General features: G+C 59.4%; 28 protein-coding genes. 18 read left to right on the top strand and 10 right to left on the bottom strand.

Annotation, left to right across the window (positions count from 1 at the left end; genetic code table 11):
• Positions 1-6: 6 nt before the first annotated feature.
• The 10 genes from dnaN to AC1DNK_RS05820 all read right to left on the bottom strand — a co-directional run bounded on the left by dnaN (position 7) and on the right by AC1DNK_RS05820 (position 6,008).
• Positions 7-1,137 (bottom strand): DNA polymerase III subunit beta, encoded by a 1,131-nt coding sequence (gene dnaN, locus AC1DNK_RS05865; RefSeq protein WP_477939982.1) that lies wholly within the window; start codon positions 1,135-1,137, stop codon positions 7-9.
• Positions 1,138-1,192: 55 nt separating this feature from the next.
• Positions 1,193-2,107 (bottom strand): DUF2303 family protein, encoded by a 915-nt coding sequence (locus tag AC1DNK_RS05860; protein ID WP_477939981.1) that lies wholly within the window; start codon positions 2,105-2,107, stop codon positions 1,193-1,195.
• A 33-nt stretch (positions 2,108-2,140) separates the two neighbouring features.
• Complete coding sequence (locus tag AC1DNK_RS05855; RefSeq protein ID WP_477939980.1) at positions 2,141-2,479, bottom strand: hypothetical protein; 339 nt, start codon at positions 2,477-2,479, stop codon at positions 2,141-2,143.
• A gap of 20 nt (positions 2,480-2,499) precedes the next feature.
• Complete coding sequence (locus tag AC1DNK_RS05850) at positions 2,500-3,012, bottom strand: single-stranded DNA-binding protein (RefSeq protein WP_477939979.1); 513 nt, start codon at positions 3,010-3,012, stop codon at positions 2,500-2,502.
• Positions 3,012-3,266, bottom strand: a complete 255-nt coding sequence (locus tag AC1DNK_RS05845; RefSeq protein ID WP_477939978.1) for a hypothetical protein — start codon at positions 3,264-3,266, stop codon at positions 3,012-3,014. The genes AC1DNK_RS05850 and AC1DNK_RS05845 overlap by 1 nt, the downstream gene beginning before the upstream one ends.
• A complete protein-coding gene (locus AC1DNK_RS05840; RefSeq protein WP_477939977.1) occupies positions 3,256-3,624 on the bottom strand; it encodes a winged helix-turn-helix domain-containing protein in 369 nt (122 codons plus the stop codon). The genes AC1DNK_RS05845 and AC1DNK_RS05840 overlap by 11 nt, the downstream gene beginning before the upstream one ends.
• A 6-nt stretch (positions 3,625-3,630) precedes the next feature.
• A complete protein-coding gene (locus AC1DNK_RS05835; RefSeq protein ID WP_477939976.1) occupies positions 3,631-4,260 on the bottom strand; it encodes a hypothetical protein in 630 nt (209 codons plus the stop codon).
• Positions 4,257-4,472, bottom strand: coding sequence for a hypothetical protein (locus AC1DNK_RS05830; RefSeq protein ID WP_477939975.1), 216 nt, complete (start codon positions 4,470-4,472; stop codon positions 4,257-4,259). Before AC1DNK_RS05830 ends, AC1DNK_RS05835 begins: the two co-directional genes overlap by 4 nt.
• A gap of 63 nt (positions 4,473-4,535) precedes the next feature.
• Positions 4,536-4,754 (bottom strand): hypothetical protein, encoded by a 219-nt coding sequence (locus tag AC1DNK_RS05825; protein ID WP_477939974.1) that lies wholly within the window; start codon positions 4,752-4,754, stop codon positions 4,536-4,538.
• 546 nt (positions 4,755-5,300) lie between these two features.
• Positions 5,301-6,008 (bottom strand): S24 family peptidase, encoded by a 708-nt coding sequence (locus tag AC1DNK_RS05820; protein ID WP_477939973.1) that lies wholly within the window; start codon positions 6,006-6,008, stop codon positions 5,301-5,303.
• A gap of 86 nt (positions 6,009-6,094) precedes the next feature.
• Between AC1DNK_RS05820 and AC1DNK_RS05815 the strand changes: the two genes are divergently transcribed.
• The 18 genes from AC1DNK_RS05815 to AC1DNK_RS05730 all read left to right on the top strand — a co-directional run bounded on the left by AC1DNK_RS05815 (position 6,095) and on the right by AC1DNK_RS05730 (position 21,198).
• Positions 6,095-6,349 carry a hypothetical protein gene (locus AC1DNK_RS05815; protein WP_477939972.1) on the top strand — a complete coding sequence of 85 codons (255 nt, stop codon included), beginning with the start codon at positions 6,095-6,097 and terminating at the stop codon, positions 6,347-6,349.
• A gap of 127 nt (positions 6,350-6,476) precedes the next feature.
• Positions 6,477-6,974: a hypothetical protein gene (locus AC1DNK_RS05810; protein ID WP_477939970.1), complete on the top strand. Its 498-nt coding sequence runs from the start codon at positions 6,477-6,479 to the stop codon at positions 6,972-6,974.
• Complete coding sequence (locus tag AC1DNK_RS05805; protein ID WP_477939969.1) at positions 6,971-7,174, top strand: hypothetical protein; 204 nt, start codon at positions 6,971-6,973, stop codon at positions 7,172-7,174. The genes AC1DNK_RS05810 and AC1DNK_RS05805 overlap by 4 nt, the downstream gene beginning before the upstream one ends.
• Positions 7,174-8,454 carry a DNA methyltransferase gene (locus AC1DNK_RS05800; protein WP_477939968.1) on the top strand — a complete coding sequence of 427 codons (1,281 nt, stop codon included), beginning with the start codon at positions 7,174-7,176 and terminating at the stop codon, positions 8,452-8,454. Before AC1DNK_RS05805 ends, AC1DNK_RS05800 begins: the two co-directional genes overlap by 1 nt.
• Entirely contained in the window at positions 8,451-8,897 is a 447-nt protein-coding gene (locus tag AC1DNK_RS05795; protein WP_477939967.1) for a hypothetical protein, read from the top strand. Before AC1DNK_RS05800 ends, AC1DNK_RS05795 begins: the two co-directional genes overlap by 4 nt.
• Entirely contained in the window at positions 8,897-9,394 is a 498-nt protein-coding gene (locus tag AC1DNK_RS05790; protein WP_477939965.1) for a hypothetical protein, read from the top strand. Before AC1DNK_RS05795 ends, AC1DNK_RS05790 begins: the two co-directional genes overlap by 1 nt.
• On the top strand, positions 9,391-9,726 hold the full coding sequence (locus AC1DNK_RS05785; protein ID WP_477939963.1) for a hypothetical protein: 336 nt from the start codon (positions 9,391-9,393) through the stop codon (positions 9,724-9,726). Before AC1DNK_RS05790 ends, AC1DNK_RS05785 begins: the two co-directional genes overlap by 4 nt.
• A gap of 50 nt (positions 9,727-9,776) precedes the next feature.
• The gene (locus tag AC1DNK_RS05780) at positions 9,777-10,970 is read left to right on the top strand and encodes a DUF7146 domain-containing protein (RefSeq protein ID WP_477939961.1); all 1,194 of its coding nucleotides are present in this window, start codon (positions 9,777-9,779) and stop codon (positions 10,968-10,970) included.
• A gap of 5 nt (positions 10,971-10,975) precedes the next feature.
• Complete coding sequence (locus AC1DNK_RS05775; RefSeq protein WP_477939959.1) at positions 10,976-12,799, top strand: DNA primase family protein; 1,824 nt, start codon at positions 10,976-10,978, stop codon at positions 12,797-12,799.
• A 310-nt stretch (positions 12,800-13,109) separates the two neighbouring features.
• Positions 13,110-13,913, top strand: coding sequence for a hypothetical protein (locus AC1DNK_RS05770; RefSeq protein ID WP_477939957.1), 804 nt, complete (start codon positions 13,110-13,112; stop codon positions 13,911-13,913).
• 49 nt (positions 13,914-13,962) lie between these two features.
• A complete protein-coding gene (locus tag AC1DNK_RS05765) occupies positions 13,963-14,622 on the top strand; it encodes a phage tail protein (RefSeq protein ID WP_477939955.1) in 660 nt (219 codons plus the stop codon).
• Positions 14,623-14,794: 172 nt separating this feature from the next.
• Entirely contained in the window at positions 14,795-15,406 is a 612-nt protein-coding gene (locus AC1DNK_RS05760; protein WP_477939953.1) for a hypothetical protein, read from the top strand.
• Positions 15,403-17,391, top strand: a complete 1,989-nt coding sequence (locus AC1DNK_RS05755; RefSeq protein WP_477939952.1) for a terminase gpA endonuclease subunit — start codon at positions 15,403-15,405, stop codon at positions 17,389-17,391. Before AC1DNK_RS05760 ends, AC1DNK_RS05755 begins: the two co-directional genes overlap by 4 nt.
• Entirely contained in the window at positions 17,388-19,010 is a 1,623-nt protein-coding gene (locus AC1DNK_RS05750) for a phage portal protein (RefSeq protein WP_477939951.1), read from the top strand. Before AC1DNK_RS05755 ends, AC1DNK_RS05750 begins: the two co-directional genes overlap by 4 nt.
• Positions 19,007-19,276, top strand: coding sequence for a hypothetical protein (locus AC1DNK_RS05745; protein ID WP_477939949.1), 270 nt, complete (start codon positions 19,007-19,009; stop codon positions 19,274-19,276). The genes AC1DNK_RS05750 and AC1DNK_RS05745 overlap by 4 nt, the downstream gene beginning before the upstream one ends.
• 9 nt (positions 19,277-19,285) lie before the next feature.
• Positions 19,286-20,206 (top strand): S49 family peptidase, encoded by a 921-nt coding sequence (locus tag AC1DNK_RS05740; protein WP_477939947.1) that lies wholly within the window; start codon positions 19,286-19,288, stop codon positions 20,204-20,206.
• A 15-nt stretch (positions 20,207-20,221) separates the two neighbouring features.
• Entirely contained in the window at positions 20,222-20,812 is a 591-nt protein-coding gene (locus AC1DNK_RS05735; RefSeq protein ID WP_477939945.1) for a hypothetical protein, read from the top strand.
• Positions 20,813-20,814: 2 nt separating this feature from the next.
• Positions 20,815-21,198, top strand: coding sequence for a head decoration protein (locus AC1DNK_RS05730; protein WP_132668048.1), 384 nt, complete (start codon positions 20,815-20,817; stop codon positions 21,196-21,198).
• Positions 21,199-21,200: the final 2 nt, after the last annotated feature.

Here is a 21,200-nt window from a genome sequence, read left to right as displayed (position 1 = left end):
ATGTCCTCACACGCGCATCGGCATAAGCACGATCAGGTTTTCGGGGTGGGCTCCGGGGTTGCGGAGCACAGTCGGACTGCCTGAATCGGTCAGGTTCATCAGCACGTTGTCGCCTGCCAGGTTGGCTAGGATCTCGTTGACGTACTTTGCGTTGAAGCCGATCTCGATTTCAGCATCGCCTTCGTAGGAGAGTTCGTCGTTGGCTTCGCCTGCGTCGGGATTGATGACCTGCAGCTGCAGCTGGCCGCCAGCGAAGTTGAATTTGACGCCTCGGCCCTTGTCGCCGCTGACCGTCGAAACACGATCGACGGAAGCCGTCAGGGAGCCGGCGGCGATGGTGACTGCCATCGGTCCCTCCTGCGGAACAACCCGGCGATAATCAGGGAAGGTGCCGTCGACCAGCTTCGAGGTGATGACGCCGGCGCCATAGGCGACGCGCACCAGGCTCTCCGAATATTCGATGCTGGCATCGCCGGTTTTCGGGATCACCTTCTCGATGACTTTCACCGACTGGCGGGGGATGATGATGCCGGGCATCTCCGGGTTGCTCTCGGCTGCGACGAAGCGCTTCGACAGGCGATGACCATCGGTGGCAACAAGGATGACACCCTGATGCTCGGTGTCGGCCGATGTTGGATGCAGATAAATGCCGTTGAGGTAGTAGCGGGTCTCTTCCGTCGACATTGCGAAGCCGCAGGCAGACAGCGCCGCGGCGAGATCAGCGGCCGGGATGGTGAGCTTGTGCGGAAGCTCGCCGTTCGCTTCCCGCATGGCAGGGAAGTCGCTTGCTGGGAGAACCTGCAGGCTGGATTTGAACTTGCCGGCCTTGATGGTGATGCCGTCGAGCGCGCCGCTGCGGCGGGTGACCTCGACATTGCAGCCATCGGGAAGCTTGCGGACGATATCGGCCAAGAGGCCAGCGGGAACGGTAAAAGGCTCGAAGTCGATCGCGGCGTCAGCCTTGAACGGTGTGGATGCCTCGATATCGAGGTTCGACAGACGGGCATTCAGATGTCCCGACATGGCGCTCTTCTCGATCAGGACGTTTTGCAAAATCGGAATCGTGTTGCGGCGCTCGACCACACTAGCGGTCAGTGCGAGGGCGGCCATGAGAGCGGACTTTTCAGCCGTAAACATCTGCAAATCTCCTGGGAAGGGTAGGCGGGCGACGTCGGCGCCGCCCGCCGATCGGTTAGGCTGGCATCTCGGGAGCGCCGGAATAGACAGGAAGTCCGGTGTCAGCACCGGCGCGTTCCATGTCGCGGATTACCTGCTCGGTGATGTAGATGTCCGGCCGGTAGAGCTGGCAGATCCACTTCAACTGGCCGCCGGCGAGGCGGTAGCGAAGCCGAACCGGGATGCGAGCAACGTCGCCGCGATAGAAGGGCGGGACCGAGAGAATGAACATGCCGGGCACGTCGATCTTGTTACCGGCTGCGTCCCGGTGCTCTTCTTCGAAGACGATCTGAGCTTCGCCGGACTGAAGCGAGACTGCGTTCTTGACCTTGGCCTCGGAGTTGATCTGCAATCCCTTGGACAGCGCGACGAGCTCATTCGGGAAGGCGACGCGGAACGAAAACTTGTGGCGCCAGTCTTCTTCCTCGAGCGTATCCGGCGCAGCGAGGTCCATGATCCGGTCTTCGATAAACTCGGCGAACTGCACCTGCGGCAGGGGGGTGCCGTTGATCTCGTTCCATGCCTTCCAGCTATCGGACAGCGGAAACTCGTAGTGGATGCGGTGCTTGCCGTTATCGGCGTCAGTCGCGTCCCTGGGATGATAGTCGATCACCGCCGTCAGGGACGGGTTTCTCCAATCCGTGTCGGCAAAGATCACCGAGTTCTCGGTCTTGTGCCGTTCCACCAGGTTGATGAAGCTTTCGAGCGTGGTGACTTCGGCGCTACCGCGCTTGCGATCGGGGGTCAGGCGCCATTCGTCGGCGAGAGCTTTGATACTGGCGGCCTTGCCGGTCTTCGGGTCCAGCAGGACCGGGAAAGAGCTTGGCAGGCCCTTGGCCTGGCTCGGTGTCGCGATCGAGAAAATCTGAAACTTGCCGTCGCGCGCCAGATCGGCGATTTCCCGGACGGCAGGTGCGGTCATTTGATCCATGATATTGCCCCTCTATGGGTTGGAGTGAAAAGGTCAGGCGCGGTCGCGTGCTTCGCGCGGGCCGCTGAACATGTCGTGCTGCTGGGGATGTTCCGTCGAAAGCTTGCCGCCTTCGGTGATCCAGTAGGCAGACGAGCGATAGCTGCGCTTCGGGGTCTTGGCGGCCACATCGGCGTTAATGGTGATCATGCCGTTGGCGACCTCGAGCTTCAGCTTGAGGCTGATCTCGCCCTTGAATTTGACCTTCGGGTTCTCGTTGCTCATGTCGAGCAACTCGCTGAAGGTGGCATCGCAGGTCTCGGTCAGGCGCTCGTTCAACTCGCCAGACTCGAGCATGCCGATGAGTGCCTGACCGTTCTGGATAAGCTTCATGATGATGTCCTCTCGGGTTATCAGCGCCACTCGGGCGCGAATGGGATGTCGTCGTCGAGATCGCGGGAGAAGTTAGCTGGCTGGCCGCTGGAGCCGCCGTGCGACTGGCTCCTGGAAGCGCGATCCTCGTCGAGGCCGTAATCTCCCGGACCCTCCCCGCCGGCGCGGTACCCGGAACCCTCGCGCTTATCCAGCATTGTGATCGTCGAGCCGAAGCCCTGCAGAACGACCTCTGTCGAATAGCGGTCCTGACCCTGCTGGTCCTGCCATTTGCGGGTCTGCAGCTGCCCCTCGATGTAAAGCTTCGAGCCCTTCTTCACGTACTGTTCGACGACTTTGCAGAGCGGCTCGGCGAAGACCACGATGCTGTGCCATTCGGTCTTTTCGCGGCGATCTCCAGAAGTTTTGTCTCGCCAGGTCTCGGACGTCGCGAGGCGAATGGAGGCAATCGGGCGGCCGTCCTGGGTGCGCCGGATCTCAGGATCGGCGCCAACATTGCCGATCAGAATAACCTTGTTGACTGAGCCGGCCATCAGGCGTGACCTCGCAGCTCGGCCTGACCGTCGAAGCGGGCGACCATGGTTTTCAGGGCGATGTGGATATCGTCCCGGTCGCCATTCGAAACGAAGCTGGCCAGGGAAGCGTCTTCGCCATCCTTCTCGAAGATGATGATTGCGAAACACGTGTTTCCTAGACGGCGTCCGTCGATCTTGGGGCCGTTCAGCACGTCGTCGATCGCTCCCGCGATGGCGTCCAGCACGGGCTTGTCGTTATTTTCAGTGGGCATGCGTCGACGCCTTTGCGTTGGATTTCATAAAAGTTGGATCTCGGACGAGCCGGTATCCGTCGAAACGGCGACTATCGATCAGCCAGCCTCGCGGACGAAGCTTGCGGCGTAGCTTGCTGATATGCGACTGAACGCATCCCTCTGCGTTGTCGGGACCACCATCGGGATCGTCGCCATAGAGTTCGTCGACAAGCTTTACCGAGAACACCGACCGGCCTTTCGCTCGAAGCAAAAGGTTCAATATTTGCCGTTCCCGCCGCGGAAGATTCATCTCATCGGCATCTGGAAAATCGGTGGCCGGAGCCAAGCCGATCGCGTGACCGCAGATGGTGCAGAGATGGGCGGCGTCCGTCATCATGGCCCCTTAATTCACGCGGGCGCGGCTGGAGACGCGCATGAGGAATTCGCGCCAGGCAGTTTCTGCCTTCGCCGACCCCCAAGGGTGCAGGGCGCCCGTGAGCTTCGGGTCGGCCAGTTTCGGAAAGTCGGTTGCGGCCTTGGGTCCGAAAAGCGAAATCGCTTCCGCGCGAGCCATGCGATCGTCCATCATCTCGACGATCTGACGCTGCTTCGCCGTCCAACGGCTCGGCGGGAGAAGGCCGGCGGCCTCGTATATTGCTTCGCTCCAGGCCGCCTTGATCTCGTCGTCGATGCGATCGAGATCTATACCGCTCTTCAGCGATAGCAGGCGCTGCGCCGGGGTACTGCGATCGCCAAGCAGCCACTGGTGGCCGTCGCGAAGTAGAAACAGGGCAGCCGACAACTGGTCACGTGTTTCGTTCAGGATGGCCTGGGCGCCCTGGACGGCATGCTGTGCAGCCGAAAACGCAAATCCCGCCTCGTCGCGGCCGTCGAAACGTGCCTGCTTCGAAAGCGCGATAGCCATCAGCCGGAAATCAATGACCGTGGGGTCCGGCGCGCCGATGTTGATGCGCAGGTTATTGCCGCAGAGGGCAAAGATCGGTTTTTCGGTGAGACGAACTGCCATGGTCATCGGCGATCATCCCAGGCGATCTGCTGATCATAGGACTTAATGCCGTAGTACGTCTGATAGACCAGGTGACCGGCCGACAGAATGACGGCCGCGTAGGACAAGGAGCAGATAAGCGCCATAGCCCTGTAGGAGATAGCCGGCTTGCGCTCGATCGGGATGACCGGGGGCGCTTCGACGCGTGCACCAAAAGGTGTGAAATAATTGTCGTCCATGGAAACGCCCTCGCTTCGGTTCGGATATGGCCGCAGCTAAGGCGGCCATGCCAAAACCGATCGTCAGGCGAGGCGGCGCACGCGACGCCGGTCAGCGATGCCTTTGGCTTCGAGGGCGTAGCGAGTGATCTGGCGATCGGTGAACTCTTCGCGCAGCTCGTCGCGGCTGCAGCCGGGGTGCGACAGCATCCAGTTGGCCATTTCGAGGGCGACGTCGCGGGCGATTGCCCCGTGAACGGGTGCGGGGGTCTTTGATAGGGGATTGGACTGCGCGTTCAACATGACGATTTCCTCTTTCAATCAGCCCGACAAGAATGGCGTGGAAATCGTTATAGTAGGAAGTTTCCAACTATGCAACAACAAAAGTAGGATGCATCCAACGGTTTGTAGGATGTTGGACGGACTTCGATTGCCAAGGAAAAGCAGAAGGGTTTGATGAGTTCGAAACGATTCGTTTTCTCGCCAAGAAAAATACAGGCAACGTCAATAGCTTAACCGGACGCTCTAACGCGCAGGCATTTTGCCTATCGACTCTCGGCAAGAGTCCTGATTTTTTACGGTGAACACAACAGGAACATCCGAGGAAACAAATGCGGGGGTCTTGCGAACATATCGACGAGAACCGGATGCTAAGCGAGCTTGTGAGCCTCCGCGTAGCTTGCGAAGATTGCGGCAGAGACCGGTGTCTTGGGTTCGCGGAGCTGTCTCGGGCAAGTTTCGCCGGCGCCTACAATTTTCGCCTCTTGCGCGAACGTCTGAGTTGTTCGGAGTGCCCCTCAATGCCGCGGCAGTGGCGTAGGTTGAGGCTGCACCCGATATGGCGTTTCACTAAGAGTATCGCGTAGAATAAACTACCACGTGCACGGAGAACACTTCGCCGTTGTCGATAAGAATCTCAGAATCTTCGCCCTCTTCTGGGTTGTATTGCCAGAGTCGAAGAACCTTCGAGGAGCGAGAACGGAACTCCTTGATATAGCTTGCCATATCATCGCCGTCTGCCGTCGCCTTGAGCTGAACGACGACGTCGTCTCCCGCCCGGACCGGCAGCTGTGGATTCAGCCACACGGTCTCGCCGGCGCGGTATCTCGGTTCCATGCTGGTACCATACACCCGTACGGCGTAGGCATCAGGAACATTCTCCAAGCCTGGCGGGCAGAACACGTCCGCTATCTTCTGGCCGTTCATAATGAAGCGACCGTTAGGGCCTGCTTCCGATTGCCCCATCAGGGGGATACGTTTCGTCGTGTTGAACTGCTGAAATTGAGGGGGAAAGCTGGCGTTGGGCGCTGGGCGTGCCGGCGAACTACTTACCTCAACAGTTTGTACAGGCACAGCCTCGGCTCTGGCGAGCGCTTCCGGATCTAGCCGTAGCGCCTTTGCTAGCTGTGCGATCTTGTCTGCCTTGACCGTCTGCTTCTTCCCAAAAACGATATCGCGGATGAAGCTCCGTTCCAAGTCTACGGACTGGGCGGCCGCGATGGGGCTCAACCCCAATTCTTCCAGCCGATTTTTGACTAACTCTTGCAATTTGTTCATGCCTCCAAAATAGGAAATTTCCCCCTCACTTGGCGAATAGGAACTTTCCCATTGCAAAGTTGGAAACATCCTACTATTGGTGAGGTATGGAAACCGAACTTGCACGCCACCTCCTGGTACTTTGCGACAGCTTCGCGGAAGCCCGACAATTGGGTGAGGCGACTGTTGGGCGGCACTGTGCGGCAGACGGTCGTTTTTTTCCGCGCATTCGAGAAGGAAAGACCTTTACTGCCAAAAAGTACGACGATGTCGTCGGCTGGTTTTCCACCCATTGGCCAGAGGGCCAGGGCTGGCCGAAGGATGTTCCCCGTCCCCTCTCGGTGAGGGAGACGGCTGAATGAGTTGTTGTCTTTCCTGTTTTCCATGTGGTCCTCCGTGACCCGTTAACGGACTGAGTTGTCACAGTTTTAATCGTTTCCCAAAACGGGAAAAACCGACCGGATTTCCCGGCGCGGGAAAGGATTTGTCATGTCTTCAGAAGCATGGTTTCACAGGGTCAAGGCAGCGCAGCGCGACCTCATCAAGCTGGTCGGCGGCATCCAGCGCGCGGCGGAAATCTCGTCGGTGTCCGACAGCCATATCGGTCGGATGAACAATGCACGCGATACCGATCTCATGCCGCTGTCCGTTGTCTACGCACTGGAGACGGAGTGCGGTGTGCCTGTCGTAACACAGGCCATGGCGGAGCTGAGCGGACGCAGGCTCACAGACCCGGATGCGGAGCACAAGGCGAACATCGATGTTCTGACGTCCTATTCGAACGTGATGCAGCAGTACGCCACCCTGATGTCGACCGCTGCAGCAGCCTTGGCTGACGGATTTGTCTCAAATACCGAGGCGCGGGCGATGGACCGGGAAGCGGCGTCGATCGAGCGGGCGTTGCCGCCTTTCCGTCAGTCCCTGGCTGTCGTCATCGCCGGCGGTGGGCAAAAGGCAGGTTTGCGCGTCGTTGGAGATAACGAATGAGCGGCGCGTTCAACCGGCTCAACCTCGATCGGGATCAGATCGCGCGGCTCGCGAGCGGTACCGGCGTTTCCCAGAGGCGCCCGGAGCGGTCGACTCACTACGCCTGTCCAGTGTGCTTTCGGGCGCTCTCGTTTGCAGAGATCATCGAGAAATATTGTGCCGAATGCGGTGATATCGCGCCTCAAGAGGTTCGAGATTGATGACGACGGCCCAGTACCTCGATGGTCGCGTTACGCTTCACCTTGGGGATTGCCGCGAGGTCCTCGCGTCGATGCCCGAGAACAGCGTCGATAGCGCTGTGATGGACCCGCCGTATCATTTGGCGAGCATCGTCGAGCGCTTTGGGAAAGATGGATCGGCTGAGGCAAAGTCGGGAGAGACCGGCGCATTCAAGCGTGCTTCCGCCGGGTTCATGGGCAAACAGTGGGACGGCGGCGACATTGCCTTTCAGGTAGAGACATGGCGCGCGGTTCTACGCGTTCTCAAGCCCGGCGGTTATCTGCTTGCCTTCGCGTCGACGCGAGGCTTCGGCCGTATGTCGGTGGCGATCGAGGATGCTGGCTTCATCAATCACCCGTTCATCGCCTGGATCTTCGCCGCCGGCATGCCGAAGGCAACCCGTATCAAAGCCTGCGCCGTTGATGGCCCGTTCGCGGGCATAGACGTGGATGGCTGGCGTTACGGTGGACAGGCGCTCAAACCCGCGATCGAGCCGATCTACATGGGTCAGAAGCCCTTCAGCGAGGAAAACGGCACGCTAAATATTCTTCGCCACGGTACCGGCGCCGTCAATATCGATGGATGCCGCATCGGTACCGATGAGCAGATGAGCGCAGGCGCCGGGAAGCTCTGGTCGCATTATCGCGATGGAGAAGCTAGCGCCGAGCGTCGATACCAGAATAGCGGCAGCACAAACTTTGCCGCCAAACCGGGGCCGCGCGGCGGTTCGCCAGACGGGCGTTGGCCTGCAAACCTCATCCACGATGGTAGCGCCGAAGTTTTCGAGGCTTTCCCTGAAGCGCCGGGGCAGATGGCGGCGGTGACCGGGGACGAGCCAAGCTCGGAACGAAGAGCAATTTTGACTGGCTTGGGCGGGACACATGACACTCGAGCGCCTCGCGGCGACAGTGGCTCTGCAGCCCGCTTCTTCTACTCTGCCAAGGCCGATGCTGATGATCGGATAGGATCAAAGCATCCGACCGTGAAGCCTATAGACCTCATGCGCTATCTGGTTCGGCTTGTAACGCCTCCGCGCGGCGCGGTGCTGGACTGCTTTGCCGGTACCGGAACGACAGGCGAAGCGGCGTGGCGGGAGGGCTTCAATGCCATCCTCATCGAGCGCGAGCTTGAGTACCAGAAGGATATCGCCGAGCGCATGCGCCTTTGCTTGGCGGGACCGGGCGAAAAGAAGCGCGAGATCATCAAGCGGCGCGGCCTAACAGAGCATGACGCTGGCCCTCTGTTCGGAGGTGCTGCATGAGCGAGGCCATTCATCTCTTCATCATTACAGATAATGCGGAGCGCGCCTGCTTTGATGTGGTTGGCGTCAACCTCCATGATCTTCCGAGCTTTGTACGCATCGTAACAGAGGCCGAGGAGATCAGACGGCTTCCCGAGGGAGTTCGCTGCCTTGGCTGGTGGTTCGCTTGGGGTGCTCGTGAACACGACGAGGCTCAGCTCGCCTGGGAGGATCGCCGCAGCGAGGGTGGACTTGAGGGCGTTTCGCAAGCCTTTTTTCAAAAGCTCGATGACTGGAAGGCTAGGCGTGCCGCGGCGGAAGCGAAGATCCTGGAAGAGGCCTTGGCTGAACGTCGAGATGCCCCGGTTATGACCTTTGAAGAGTTCGCGAATGCTCAGGCCGCATCCCGCGCGGTCGAATCCGAAACGGTTTCCGTAATCCCGAAGAAGACGAGGTGGAGCTGATGGCTGTTCTTTCTGCGTTTCAGTTGTTCGACGTGTCGCCACAGAGCTTTTCCGCCATGCGACCGCATGACCGGTCCCTGGCGGTTCGCTTGTGCCTTGAACGCGGCGTCTCTGCCTCCGAAATCCGGCGGGCGCTCGATATCAGCGGGCGGGCGCTCGCCGATCTGGCCTCGGAACGGCACCTTTACAACCTGCCGGTCGTTCATGAGAGTCCTGAGGAAAAGCCGGTAACAGGCTCCAATGGCAGGCCACCAGCGGTTTCCACAAAAGTGTTGCGACTGATCGCTGATGCCGACGACGGCGCGCTGATGATTAGTCGGCAGGCAATGAGTGAAGCGTGCGGCTGCCTTCTCGCATCCGTCGATAGTGCCATCACCCGTATGCGCGAGATGGGGCTTATCGAGCGGCTTCATGTGCCGCGCACTGGAAAACCATCCGAATGGAAGATCACGTCTGCCGGTTTGGCCCAGCTCAAGATTTGGGAGGGTTTGAAATGAGGGAGCGTCGCACCCGTATTCTCCTCATCGTCGCGCCGTCCATCACCGAGTGCTATAAGACGGCAAAAGAGTTCGAGCTCGACATGCTGCATGTCGGGGAAATGCGCTGCATCAGCAACCCTTATCATCTGAGGGGCTGGTCGCGCGGCACACCATTCATCGCGCTGAACCGTGCACGCTGGCCGGAGCCTCTGGATATGGCGCTGCATGCGCTGACGATGACCGGTCAGCTTCGCATTGCCAACGACCGGGATCTCGACCCGTTGCGCGGGTGCCCGTTGGGAAAGCCTGAGGCGGCTGTCGTGCGTATGCCGCAGAGGGCATTCGCATAGTGAGCAACCCCGCACTCGACGACTTCGTTTTCCGGGCAAAGGCGGTGTCTGTGACCGACGCTGCCTTGAGGCTTGGTGTTCCATTTCCTAAGCGGCGCAACGATTGGTCAGGCGATTCCGGCCAGCCTTGCCCGCGCTGTTTCGGCAATGACCGCTTCTCAATCAATGGTTCAAAGCAGGTCTGGAACTGCCGCAATTGCGAGATTGGCGGACGTGACGGTATCAGCCTGGCTGCCTTCCTGTTGCACCACGACACCAAATTAAAGTCCGGATTTCTCGGTGCCTGCGCTGCTGTGCTGGGAGAAGAAATCCCGGCTGGTGGCGAGCGCGAGACCGATGACGAGCGGGCAGAGCGAGAGCGCCGGCGCGACGAAAGCGAATGTAAGCTGCAGAAAGAGCGGGCCGATCGTGATCGCCAGCAGAACGATTTCCGCGAACGCGAAATCAAGAAGGCTCGCGGCATCTATTTCAACGCACAGGAATGCGCGGACGAAACGACAGATGGTGCCCGCTATATCCGGGCCTACCTGCGCCGCCGCACCGGATACATCGTGCCGATGGAGACCTTCTTCAATCTTCGTTTCGATGGACGACACAGCTATTGGGACGGGAACGACGAGTTTGGCCGGCCGCTGTCCATTCATTCCGGACCGGCGATGATTGCGCCATTTGTGACGCTCGACGGTCAAGTGACCGGATGCCACGAGACGTGGATCGACCTGAAAAACGGACCGAAGTTTCGGCCAGACCTCGGCCTCAATGCCAAGGGTGATCGCCTTACGACAAAGAAGATGCGCGGCATCAAGAAGGGATCGCTCGTTCCTATCCTCGGCGAAATGACGTCTCGGCGCTGGATGGGCGGTGAGGGGATTGAGACCGTCTTGGCGGTTGCTGGCTTCGAGGGTTTCAGAACCGATACATTTTATTTCGCGGCTGGAGACCTCGGCAATCTTTCCGGTCCGGCCGATCGCGGAAAGGGGCGCAGCGAAAGCTATCAGATTGGCGGCCGAAAGGTGTCGTTTTGGCCGCATCCCAAACCAGACCAGTCGAAAGACGAGGCTATCCAGCTGCCAGAGCACGTGAGCGCGCTGGTGCTGCTGGCCGATGGTGACAGCGAATTCTACTTCACGGCCGCCGCGATGGCCCGAGCCAAGGCTCGGCTCTCGGTGCCCGGTCGTGACATCCATATCTGGTGGCCTCCGCAGGGCGCGGATTTCGCCAGCTTACTTTGCGAAAGGGCATGAGGGGAATGCAGGACGAACTTTCGGCGGCGATGCCTGCCGGTCTCAAGGAGATCGTGCAGGACGCGATGATGCAGAGGGGCGTTGACCCCGAAACCCCACCCGTCTCAGACGATTCTGACGAAACTCTCGATGATATGGCTCCGCCGCCGTCTGACGACGATCTTCGCGCCATTCTCGAATATTGCGCCGGCCTCGATCACTCCGATACCGACAACGGCAAACGATTGTTGAAGCATTTCGGGCAGGATCTGCTCGTTGTTGCTCAGGAGAAGGCAAAGCAGGCGCTGTTCGGCGTGTGGACCGGAACCCACTGGGATATTGCCAACGGCGGACCGAAGGCACTCGCGATTGCGCAGCAGCTCGGTGACCGGATTGCCCAGGAGCGGCATTGGATCAAGCCGACGCAGTCGGAGCAGGAGAAGATCGAAGCGGGCAAGGCTGCGGCCGAGATGGACCAACGCGGCGAGGACGTCGATGTCAGCGGCAGACGGCTCATCGCTGCCCGCGAAAAGGCACTTGATGCTTTCGGTAAGCGCGTCAAGAGGCGCATGGATCATGCGGTTTCCTCCAAGAACATCGCCCGCATGAACGCGGCGCTAGCCTGCTCGGCGCCGCATATCATCAAAGCTCCAGACGAACTGAATGCAGATAGAATGCGCTTCGCGGTGCAGAACGCTACCCTTCGGTTCGAACGTAAAATGCAGCGCAAGAAGAACGAGAAATTCGTGAGCCGGGAAGAAACGCCCAACGTGCCTGAGACCATCGATGTCTGCATCGAGGCGGCTGTGAAAGTGACGAAAGGCCATGTACGTGAAGATCTGATCACGCATATCGCTCCGGTCCGGTTCGAGCCGAAGGCCGAGTGCCCGCGTTGGGTCAGGTTTCTCGAAACTATGCTGCCGGATGCTGCTGTTCGCCGGCTTGTCCAGGTGTCGTCAGGCTTAGGCCTTGTCGGCATCACAGTGCAATTCCTGTTTTTCCATTACGGCGACGGCGCTAACGGCAAGTCCGTCTACATGGAGACGCTCAGCCGGTTGCTGGGCGAGATGGCGGTGACGTTGCCTGCAACCAGCTTGATCGGCGAGAGCGGATCATCTGGAGGTGCGTCGCCTGACCTTGCGCGCCTACTTGGCCGCAGGCTGCTGCGCGTCAAGGAATTGCCGGAGGGCGAGGACCTCAAGGAGAATCTCGTCAAGGAGCTGACCGGAGGCGAGACGATCACCGCACGCGACCTCTTCGCTGGATATATGGATTTCGACCCGATCTTCGTCGTGCAGATGAGTGGCAATGGCTATCCGAAGATATCAGGGAACGATGATGGCATCTGGCGACGCATGGCCGTCGTTCACTGGCCGGTGAAGGTGCCCGAGGCCGAGCGGCGGGAGTTCGAGGAGATGCTCGCGTACTTCCGGTCCGAATATCCCGGCATTCTGAACTGGTTGATCGAGGGAGTGAAGATCTACCTCAAGGAGGGACTGGTGATCCCTGACGCGGTGCGCAGCGCGACGCAAGAATACCGTGACGATATGGACAGAACATCCGCCTTCGTCGCTCGCTGTGTGGTCAGGGATGAGCAGGCGGACCCGCTACAGGCCAAGTTCCTATACTCCGCATATTGCCGCTTCACGGAAGATGAGGGCGGAAAGCCGATGAATGTCACAGCATTCGGGCGAGCGATGTCCAAGAAATTCAAGAAGGATACGTCCCAGAGGCTTCACTACTACCTTGGTGTCCGCCTGCGCGACGTTCCAGAAGGGCATGGGGACACGCCCGCACCGCCGGCAGGCCGCTTCGATGATGAAGTGCCGTTCCCAGAGGAGTTTCCATGACCCCGAAACCCCACCCGACACCTCCCAATCTGTCGCTAACCTGCGGCTTGAGTTGCGATAGTTGCGATAGTTCCAGCGGTAGTTTTGCGACAGTTCGGCGGGGTGTGGGGTGAGTAAAATCAATGTGTTGCGATAGTTGCGATAGTTTCCTCGCCTATACGTATGAAAAAAACGGCGGGGGAAGGGGTGTGAAAAATCTGCCTATGTAATACGAGGAAACTATCGCAACTATCGAACTAATTGAAATCATTAAATAAAACTATCTCTAGAACTATCGCAAAACTATCGCAACTATCTCTGAGGGATTGAAATGACAAAGAAGGTATCGATTGAGCAGTTCCTGACTTGGGCCTTTACGCAGGAACTCTGCAAGATCGGTTCGGGTAGTGGTGGTGGCAGCTTTGTGAGCGGTTCTTCCTGGCAAATGATCAGCGAGTATTCGGCCCTTGGTACGATGATCGATCGCTCGCCCAACCATTTTGGTGTCATCCCTGATTTCATCATGGCGCAGTCAGATCCCAATCCAGATGCGGTGGAAGCGGGCAATGCTGTGCGCGAACTAGCTGATCGGGGCGGGTTCGAGATCGGCGAAGGGTGGAACCCATTCCCGGAATGGGATGACGAGCGCGGTCTGATTGCCAAAGAAGTCGCTGCTTTTCTCGAAATGGTCCGGACCAAGCGCGATGTCCTTCACGGCAAGCACGTCGTCAATCTGGTGATCAGCCGCGCCATTCTCGGCGCCGGCCCAGATTGGAAGGCGGAAAGGCCTGGCGAGCACGTTGTGACCATCAACGGCAAGCCGGCTTGGTTCCTCATCACCAAGGGTCGCGACAGCCTTCGGCGTTCGTACACATACGAGGCCGATGGATTTGACAGGCGAAAGCAGAAGCCTTTGAAGGGCGCCTACCAGAAATATGAGCTTGATGCTCCGTTGCGCGGTGCGATCCTGTCCAGATTGGAGTGGCAGCTTTGGCAGGATGCGCTCGCAACGCTCCATAATTCGCTTTCTGGACGGCTTGTGGCCAATGATTTGCTGCCGTTCCGTCCTCTAAGGGCGCCTTGGGCCAAATTCAATTCTACCACGGGCTCGTCGCAAGTTATTGAAAAGGACTGATGTTATTTTCATAAGTGGGCATTGCGGCGCGGCAGTCGGTTGACATACATTGAAGACAGTAAAAAAGGTAGATAACCCGCTAGGCAATCGCCCGGCGGGTTTTTCGTTTCCAGACGATGGAGGCGGCCATGAAACCCGGCGCTGTAATGGCGCCATTGATTGGATTTTCTCTATGACAGCCGAGCTTCACTTCGATGCGGGTGAGTTCGAGCAGTTGTCCCGCGCTATCGCTAACCTGCCTGGTCAAATCAAGACAAAGGCGATGGCCAGTGCGATGCGGCGTATGCGAGACATGGCGCGCACGCGCATCGTTCGTCGCAGTGCTGAGCGAACCGACCTTCCGGTTCGGAAAGTGCTGGCGCTGACCAAGGCATTCTTCAATGCCGGCAGCAACTCGATCGAAATTGTTGAGAAGTCAGGTTGGATCTCGCTCTACGATCTTGGTGCGAGCCAAAATTCAAAAGGCGTTCGGGTCCGCGGGCGCGGATCGTATCGATCGGCGTTCATCGCACAGATGAAAAGCGGACATCGGGGCGTGATGAAGCGCTCGGGCAAGTCGCGGCTTCCGATCCGGGAGTTGTTCGGGCCGAACCCGGCGCATGATGTCACAAACAATCCGGATGAGTTCGTGAAGGTGCTTGCCGAACTAATTGAGGATAGCCTGGCGCCTCGTGTTCTTCATGAACTGGATCGGCTCTTGCCCCGGTGACCCTCGAAGGCCGGTGAGGCCGGCCGGGGGCACCCCCCGGTCAAGGGACCGTACAAACGATCTGACCGCCTGCGGGCCGGGGCGACCCCGAATGCCGTTCAGTCTTTAGCTTCGAAAATTTGGGTTAACGGGGTTAACGGCGTTAACGCGGTAGTTAACGAGCAGGTTAACGATGAGCACTGTGATGTGGTCGATCGCGCAGATCGCGGCGCGTGATCTGATTTCCAAGGCGGCTGTTTCTAAAGCCGTCAAGAAGATGCTGGAGGACTGGCGAGATACGCCGGTCGAGCGCGGCTCTCAAGGGCAAGTGATGCGGGTCTCGCTCGCTCACTATGACGAGTTTCGTCAGCGGTTCACGAACCCAGCCAAGGCGACAGCGCCAATCAGGAGCATGGAAGATCTGCCGCAAGGCGAGCACCAAGGAACAACCCGGCCGCCGCCGCGCGATGAGGAGAGCTTTGAAGAGGCTCGCCGGCAGTCGGAGTGGCTGAAGGTTGGGCGTGAAAAGATTCGTCATCAGGAAGATTGCGATCAGCTGATCCGCAAGGATCGAAACGACGAGGCCTTGGCCATCATCGGCGGGGAGATACAGGCCATCCTGAGGCGTTTGCCGAACAGGGCGGACGAGGTCGCGATGGCCGTCTCAAAAGAGGGAGTGCACGGCGTTCGCGTCTTGCTGCGCCAGATCGCCTTCGCCATCGGCACGGAAATTGCCGACAAACTGGCGGTGATCGCAGCGTCTGCACCGGAGCACGATCCGCTGATCGAGGATGAAGAAGCGTGACGGTACATCCTGGCGCTTTGCGATCGGTCGCATCAGTTCTCGAGCGCGCGATCCGCCCGCAGCCACCAGTATCGTTTCCGGTCTGGCTCCCACAGAACGTCGTCCTTGTGGATGGACCGCGAAAAGGAGAGTTGTGGTCGGCGGAAGACGCGCCGTATCTGGTGGATATCGCAGACTGCCTCAGTCAGGAGCATCCCTGCAATCTGGTCACGGTGCGAAAGGCGCAGCAGACGGGCGTCACAATCCTCGCTCTCGCCTGGATGATGTACATCGCGGAGAACAGCCCTGACAATGCGCTCTACGGCGTCCCGGGCATCGACGCGCTGCAGGACATCAATTCGGCGAAGCTGCAGCCTCTCATCGACAGATGGCAGGAAAAAACAGAGAAGTTGATCATTCAGCCGACAACCAGCCGCTCAGGTGTGGGATCGACAACCTACGAAAAGAAGTTTCCGGGCGGATCGATCTTTCTCGCGAACGCCAACACTGTCATGGACCTGTCCTCCAAGACGACGAGATTCGGCGTTAAGGACGAAGTCTCCAAATGGCAGACGCTGACCAATGGTGCGGATCCCGAGAACCTGTTCTTCGGCCGTTTCACCGCGTTTCGCAGGCAGAAGACCTACAAGATCTTCGAACTGTCGACGCCGGAGTTGGACAGTGGAGACGCTCTTGGTGAAGGGCCGGGACACTGCCGGATCGACCGCAGCTTTCGTCGGTCGGACCAGCGGTTCTGGTTTATCCGTTGCCCCGAGTGCCAGCAGGAGATGGTGCAGGTCGACGCTAAATTGCGTATCGACCGAGCACATCCGCACAAAACTGTAATGGTCTGCGATTGCGGTCATCATATTTCGGAGATGGAACGCGTACTTGGTGTTCGCCAGGGACGTTACATAGCCACCAAGGATGAGCCTGACAGGCATCCTGGCTTTCACGTCGACGCTTTCATGTCGCTGATGATGTCCTATGAGGCCATCGCGGAAGACAAGATCACCTACGAGGCCAAGGGCGAGGCCGGAGCAAAGGACTATAGCAATCTGGTCAAGGCCCTGCCTTACCAGATGAAAGGGAATGCGCCGGATCACCAGCGGCTCATGGAAAGACGCGAGGGTTACGAAGTCGGCACTATCCCATCGGGCGGCCTTCTGTTTGTCGCCGGCGCCGACGTTCAGTCCTACGGGATTTACTGCGAAGCGGTCGTCTTCGCGGAAGATCGGCAGAGCTGGAACGTCTTTGCCGAGTTCTTCGAGGGTGCGACCGACAATCCCCAGGCGGGCGCCTGGCTGCTGTTGGGAAAGTGGTATCAGCAGGAGTTTCCTGATGCGAACGGGGTGTTGAGAAAGATCGAGGCGCTAGGCGTCGACAGTGGGTATCGCACCAACCAGGTTCTGGAGTGGTGCCGTCGCCACCCCAATACATATGCTATCAAGGGCATGCCTGGCCGAGGTGTACCGGCGATAAGCGCGCCTCAGAAGAAGTCGATCCAGAAAGGCGGTAAGCGCCGACGGTTCGGATCGTCGATGGCGTGGCCGGTGGGCACATGGTCGCTCAAGGCCGAGCTCTACGGTAATCTGCACAAGGTTGGATTGCGGTCGGGCGAGGCTGCTGATCCGCCCGGTTACTGCCATTTCCACATGGAGCTCGGCGAGGAATACTTCCAGCAGCTGACGGCGGAATACTTTTCGCAAAAGCTGATCAAAGGCAAGCTTCACGAGGAATGGCTTACGCGGCGACCTGACAATCACTTTCTCGATTGCAGGATCTACGCCATGGCGATGGCCGAACATCTCGGCTTGTCGCGGATGACAAAAAGTCAGTGGTCAGCACTCAGGGCTAAGCACGATCCGATCGTGCATCCCGACCTTCTGTCACCCACGTCGATCATCGTCGCGCAGCAAACTGTAGAACACGAGCCAGAACCTCAGCCGGCGTCGCCGGTGGTGAACAAGCCAGAGCCAGAGAATCGATGGAAACGACGCAGGTGAAACCGAGACACAAGGTCAAGGCGACCGGCGTTCGTAGTGATGCTCCGTCTGTTGCTCCTGGTCCCGGCAGGGTGCGCGCTAGCTATATGCGTGACACCCAGTCGGGTGTCATCGCTGCGAGGCCGGCTTCGCTTCGCGAGCATCGTGACGAAATCCGCAGGGTTTGGACGCGCGCGGCAGGGCTCGCCATGGATTTGTTGCAGAACAGCGGCAAGCTTCGTGGCGCGGCGGATCAGATCATCGCTGACACTGTCGGCATCGAGCTGCAGCTTAACCCGCGTCCTGATCTGACCAGGTTCGGCTATAGCCCGGAAGAGACCACGGTATGGATCCGGGAGTTGAAGGCAGCGTGGAAAGTCTGGGCATGGAACCCGCTTGAATGCGACTTTCGCGCCAAGTGGACCATCGCGCAGATGACCGATATCGGTGTTCGTCACTGGCTGGCGTTCGGGGAAAGTGTCGGGGTCTGCCAATATCTTCCGCGGTCGCAGCGTCTTGCTGGCACGAAGACCGGGACGAAATTCCTCCTGCTTTCGCCGCAGCAGTTGGTGCAGGACACCAATGACGTCGAGGGTCTTTATCAGGGCGTCGTGCACGACAGCTACGGCCGCCCGATCGCCTATCGCTTCGAGGAGAAGCGGGACGGGTTCCGACAGAAGAAGGATTACGCAGCGCGCGACAGCGATGGCCGGCAGATGGTCATGCACGCCTACGATCCGTTTTCGAGCGACGACGTGCGCGGGATCTCGCCGCTGGTAACGACCTTCCGGAAGTATCTGATGGCCGAGAACGTCGACGATGCGACAGCGCAGCTGATGTTCCTGCAGACGATCTACGCGGCGATCCTGAAAAGCGACAAACCGAGCGCCGAAGCGTTCGAGGCGCTTGACATGATGAAGGAAGCCGGCGGAGACGGCGCAGCCGACATTGCTTCCGACTTCGTGAACTACTTCAAGGCGCAGCTCGATCGGGCGGCGGAATCGGAAATTCGGCTTGGCCCGGGCGCAGGGGTTTCGCATCTTGCGCCCGGCGAAGACATGGAGTTCAAGAGCATCACGGCCCCGGGGCCGAACCATAAGGATGTGATCGGCACGTTTAACCGGGAAACGGCCCGCGCTCTCGGCATCACTTACGGTGGGTACACGCTGGACTTTACCCAGGCGACCTATGCCAGTACCCAGATGGAGAACGCCTCGACCTGGCCGATCGCGCGCCGGCGAACCGATCGCATCGCATCACCGCACGTACTGATCCCTTACGCAAGCTTTGTGGACGAGCGGATAGAGACCGGCCTGACCCCTTTCAAGGGCGGGATCGAGGTCTATCGTGCCAACCGCGAGGCGATCTTGTGGGCGATCTGCACCGGTCCGAGCAAGCCAACCGCCGATGACGTCAAGAAGGCGAAAGGCGCAAGCGAGCGCATCATCAACGGCACAGGCACGCTCGAGCAGGAAATCAGCGAGGATGGTGGAGATCCGGAAGAGGTATTCGAAAACCGGCTCTACTGGCACAAACGCTATATCGACGCAGGCATGAAGTCGCCGTTCGAACGCGGCCTGCCGAGTGATCCAAGCGGGGCGGGCGAGGAGCCTGCAGGCAAAAGCAAGGTGGACGCATGACGAACGCGGTGAAAATCGGCGGCATCATGGTCGATGTCGAAGATCCCTGCGCGCTCTACGCAGTTCTCGCTGCGGCGCGTACTAAACGTCTTGCCGGCGAGCAGATCGAGGAATCCGAGATCCGGTCCCCGGTCATGCATCAGCGGATCAGGATCGCATCGTCGAGCATCGCCGATATCGATAAGGAACTGGTCAGGCTGCGGGCAGCCTGTCAGGCGAAGACGACCGGTTGCCGCCCGACGCGGCGCATGCGGTTGCGTTTCTGAGGTGATGTCATGAGCTTTCGTTATGCACAGATCGCACAGCGCGTTTTCAATACGCCGCTGATGTATGATCCTCGCAAGGCCGAGGCATTCCTGCAGGGGCTTGGCAGCCGTATCGCCGGCGACACCGTGGTGATCAGCAACCCGGAAGGTGCCATCGATCATATCGGCGGCGGCAATGGCCGGCCGTTGGCCGGCAAGGTCGGCGGACGTATAGAGCGAGCCTATAACCGCGCCAATGTCCTGCCGTTCGACATGGTGGAGAATGTCGCGATCATCCCGATCGAAGGCAGCCTGGTCCACAAGGGCGGCTGGGTCGGTTCCAATTCCGGCGAGACATCTTATCAGGGTCTGCAGGCGCAGATTTCGATGGCTCGCCGGTCGAACTTGGTCCGCGGCGTCGCTTTCGAATACGACAGCTATGGCGGAATGGTGAATGGCGGGTTTGAGACCGCGGCTGCGATGGCCCAGCTTTCGAAAGAGAAGCCGACGATTGCGATCCTGACCGACTATGCCTATTCCGCCGGCTATCTGCTGGCGTCGCAGGCGCGCCAGATTATCATTCCTCGCTACGGTGGCGCCGGATCGATCGGTGTGATCATGATCCATGCGGACTATTCGCAGGCGCTCGAGGACGAGGGTATCCGTCTGACGATTATTCGCGCCGGCAAGAAGAAGGCCGATGGAAATCCTTACGAACCGCTCAATGCCAGCCTCGCCGAAAAGTGGCAGGCTGAAGCGGAGGGCATGCGTCAGGACTTTGCCCAGGTCGTTGCCACGGGCCGGCGCGGGCGCATCACCAAGGCAAAGGCGCTTGCCACCGAAGCCGGCGTGTTCGATGCGGCTGAAGCCGTGGCCATGGGCCTTGCCGACGCTGTGGCTGATCCGATCGAGGCGTTCGACGCCTTCGTGAAGGAAGTTAACCGGGGCTGATCCCAGGAGATCATCATGACCAGCTTGATTGCCGCCATCCGGGCCGCTGTGCGCCCCGGAACGGTTCCTCATACCCTTGTTTTTGACGAGGGTGACCCGGATGCAACCGCGTCCATTCCTGAAGCGCCTCCCGCAGAGGCAACAACAACCGGAGCGAACATGTCTGATAGCCAGACTGGAGCAAGCGCAGCGTCAGCTGTTGCCCAACTTGCAACCGCCGCCGCTGCTGCCGCCTCTGGGGGCAGCGACGGTTTCAAGGCGGCTACCGACCGCATGACTGCCATTCTCGGTGCCGAAGGCGTTAAGGGCGACGCCAAGCGAATGAGCGCGGCGCTTGATCTCTCGACAGCGTCGCCGGACATGTCGGCAGATGCAGTCGTCTCGTTCGTCGTCGCCAACGTTCCCGCCGCCGAGGCATCAACAGTGGCCGCCAAGCCGGAGGACTCTGCATCGCCAGCTTCTGCGGCCTCGGCCTACGAGGCGCAGCGCCTTGCTGCCGCCAACCTCGCGATGCCAGGCGCATCCGGCGCCGGCCCGAAGGCCGGCGCTGCCATCAATCGTGACGCCATCTTCGCCGCGCGTCGCGTAACCCCGAAAGGAGCATGATCATGGCGACGAGCTTCACTGAAACGCCGCGAGACCTCGCCTTCATCCTCTCTGAGGGCAACGGCATGGTGTCGCGAGAAGTGCTCACCATCAAGTCCGGGTCCGGAAAGGTGTTGGCCGGAACCGTTCTCGGTAAAGTCACCGCAGATGGAAAGTATGTTCCATCGCCGAACGCCAGTGTCGCCGGAAAAGAGGGCGCAGAGACCGGAGTTGCGATCCTTGGCTACGAGGTCGATGCCACTTCTGCCGATGTGCCTGCCGTCTGCGTAACGAATGACGCAGAAGTCAAGTTGCCGATGCTGATCTTCGAAGCAACGGTGAACGACGCGGCCAAGCGCACGACCAAGCTGGCGCAGCTGCGCGCCGTCACCATCAAGGCACGATAGGA

Source organism: Rhizobium sp. 01N424, assembly GCF_056399485.1.
Note: the sequence above shows the minus strand (reverse complement) of the source record. Positions and strands in the feature narration are given on the sequence as shown.

Bases quoted from the DNA above. Each gene is read 5' to 3' on its own strand.
- dnaN (WP_477939982.1), bottom strand. From the start codon at position 1,137: ATGTTTACGGCTGAAAAGTCCGCTCTCATGGCCGCCCTCGCACTGACC.
- AC1DNK_RS05860 (WP_477939981.1), bottom strand. From the start codon at position 2,107: ATGGATCAAATGACCGCACCTGCCGTCCGGGAAATCGCCGATCTGGCG.
- AC1DNK_RS05855 (WP_477939980.1), bottom strand. From the start codon at position 2,479: ATGAAGCTTATCCAGAACGGTCAGGCACTCATCGGCATGCTCGAGTCT.
- AC1DNK_RS05850 (WP_477939979.1), bottom strand. From the start codon at position 3,012: ATGGCCGGCTCAGTCAACAAGGTTATTCTGATCGGCAATGTTGGCGCC.
- AC1DNK_RS05845 (WP_477939978.1), bottom strand. From the start codon at position 3,266: ATGCCCACTGAAAATAACGACAAGCCCGTGCTGGACGCCATCGCGGGA.
- AC1DNK_RS05840 (WP_477939977.1), bottom strand. From the start codon at position 3,624: ATGATGACGGACGCCGCCCATCTCTGCACCATCTGCGGTCACGCGATC.
- AC1DNK_RS05835 (WP_477939976.1), bottom strand. From the start codon at position 4,260: ATGACCATGGCAGTTCGTCTCACCGAAAAACCGATCTTTGCCCTCTGC.
- AC1DNK_RS05830 (WP_477939975.1), bottom strand. From the start codon at position 4,472: ATGGACGACAATTATTTCACACCTTTTGGTGCACGCGTCGAAGCGCCC.
- AC1DNK_RS05825 (WP_477939974.1), bottom strand. From the start codon at position 4,754: ATGTTGAACGCGCAGTCCAATCCCCTATCAAAGACCCCCGCACCCGTT.
- AC1DNK_RS05820 (WP_477939973.1), bottom strand. From the start codon at position 6,008: ATGAACAAATTGCAAGAGTTAGTCAAAAATCGGCTGGAAGAATTGGGG.
- AC1DNK_RS05815 (WP_477939972.1), top strand. From the start codon at position 6,095: ATGGAAACCGAACTTGCACGCCACCTCCTGGTACTTTGCGACAGCTTC.
- AC1DNK_RS05810 (WP_477939970.1), top strand. From the start codon at position 6,477: ATGTCTTCAGAAGCATGGTTTCACAGGGTCAAGGCAGCGCAGCGCGAC.
- AC1DNK_RS05805 (WP_477939969.1), top strand. From the start codon at position 6,971: ATGAGCGGCGCGTTCAACCGGCTCAACCTCGATCGGGATCAGATCGCG.
- AC1DNK_RS05800 (WP_477939968.1), top strand. From the start codon at position 7,174: ATGACGACGGCCCAGTACCTCGATGGTCGCGTTACGCTTCACCTTGGG.
- AC1DNK_RS05795 (WP_477939967.1), top strand. From the start codon at position 8,451: ATGAGCGAGGCCATTCATCTCTTCATCATTACAGATAATGCGGAGCGC.
- AC1DNK_RS05790 (WP_477939965.1), top strand. From the start codon at position 8,897: ATGGCTGTTCTTTCTGCGTTTCAGTTGTTCGACGTGTCGCCACAGAGC.
- AC1DNK_RS05785 (WP_477939963.1), top strand. From the start codon at position 9,391: ATGAGGGAGCGTCGCACCCGTATTCTCCTCATCGTCGCGCCGTCCATC.
- AC1DNK_RS05775 (WP_477939959.1), top strand. From the start codon at position 10,976: ATGCAGGACGAACTTTCGGCGGCGATGCCTGCCGGTCTCAAGGAGATC.
- AC1DNK_RS05770 (WP_477939957.1), top strand. From the start codon at position 13,110: ATGACAAAGAAGGTATCGATTGAGCAGTTCCTGACTTGGGCCTTTACG.
- AC1DNK_RS05760 (WP_477939953.1), top strand. From the start codon at position 14,795: ATGAGCACTGTGATGTGGTCGATCGCGCAGATCGCGGCGCGTGATCTG.
- AC1DNK_RS05745 (WP_477939949.1), top strand. From the start codon at position 19,007: ATGACGAACGCGGTGAAAATCGGCGGCATCATGGTCGATGTCGAAGAT.
- AC1DNK_RS05740 (WP_477939947.1), top strand. From the start codon at position 19,286: ATGAGCTTTCGTTATGCACAGATCGCACAGCGCGTTTTCAATACGCCG.
- AC1DNK_RS05735 (WP_477939945.1), top strand. From the start codon at position 20,222: ATGACCAGCTTGATTGCCGCCATCCGGGCCGCTGTGCGCCCCGGAACG.
- AC1DNK_RS05730 (WP_132668048.1), top strand. From the start codon at position 20,815: ATGGCGACGAGCTTCACTGAAACGCCGCGAGACCTCGCCTTCATCCTC.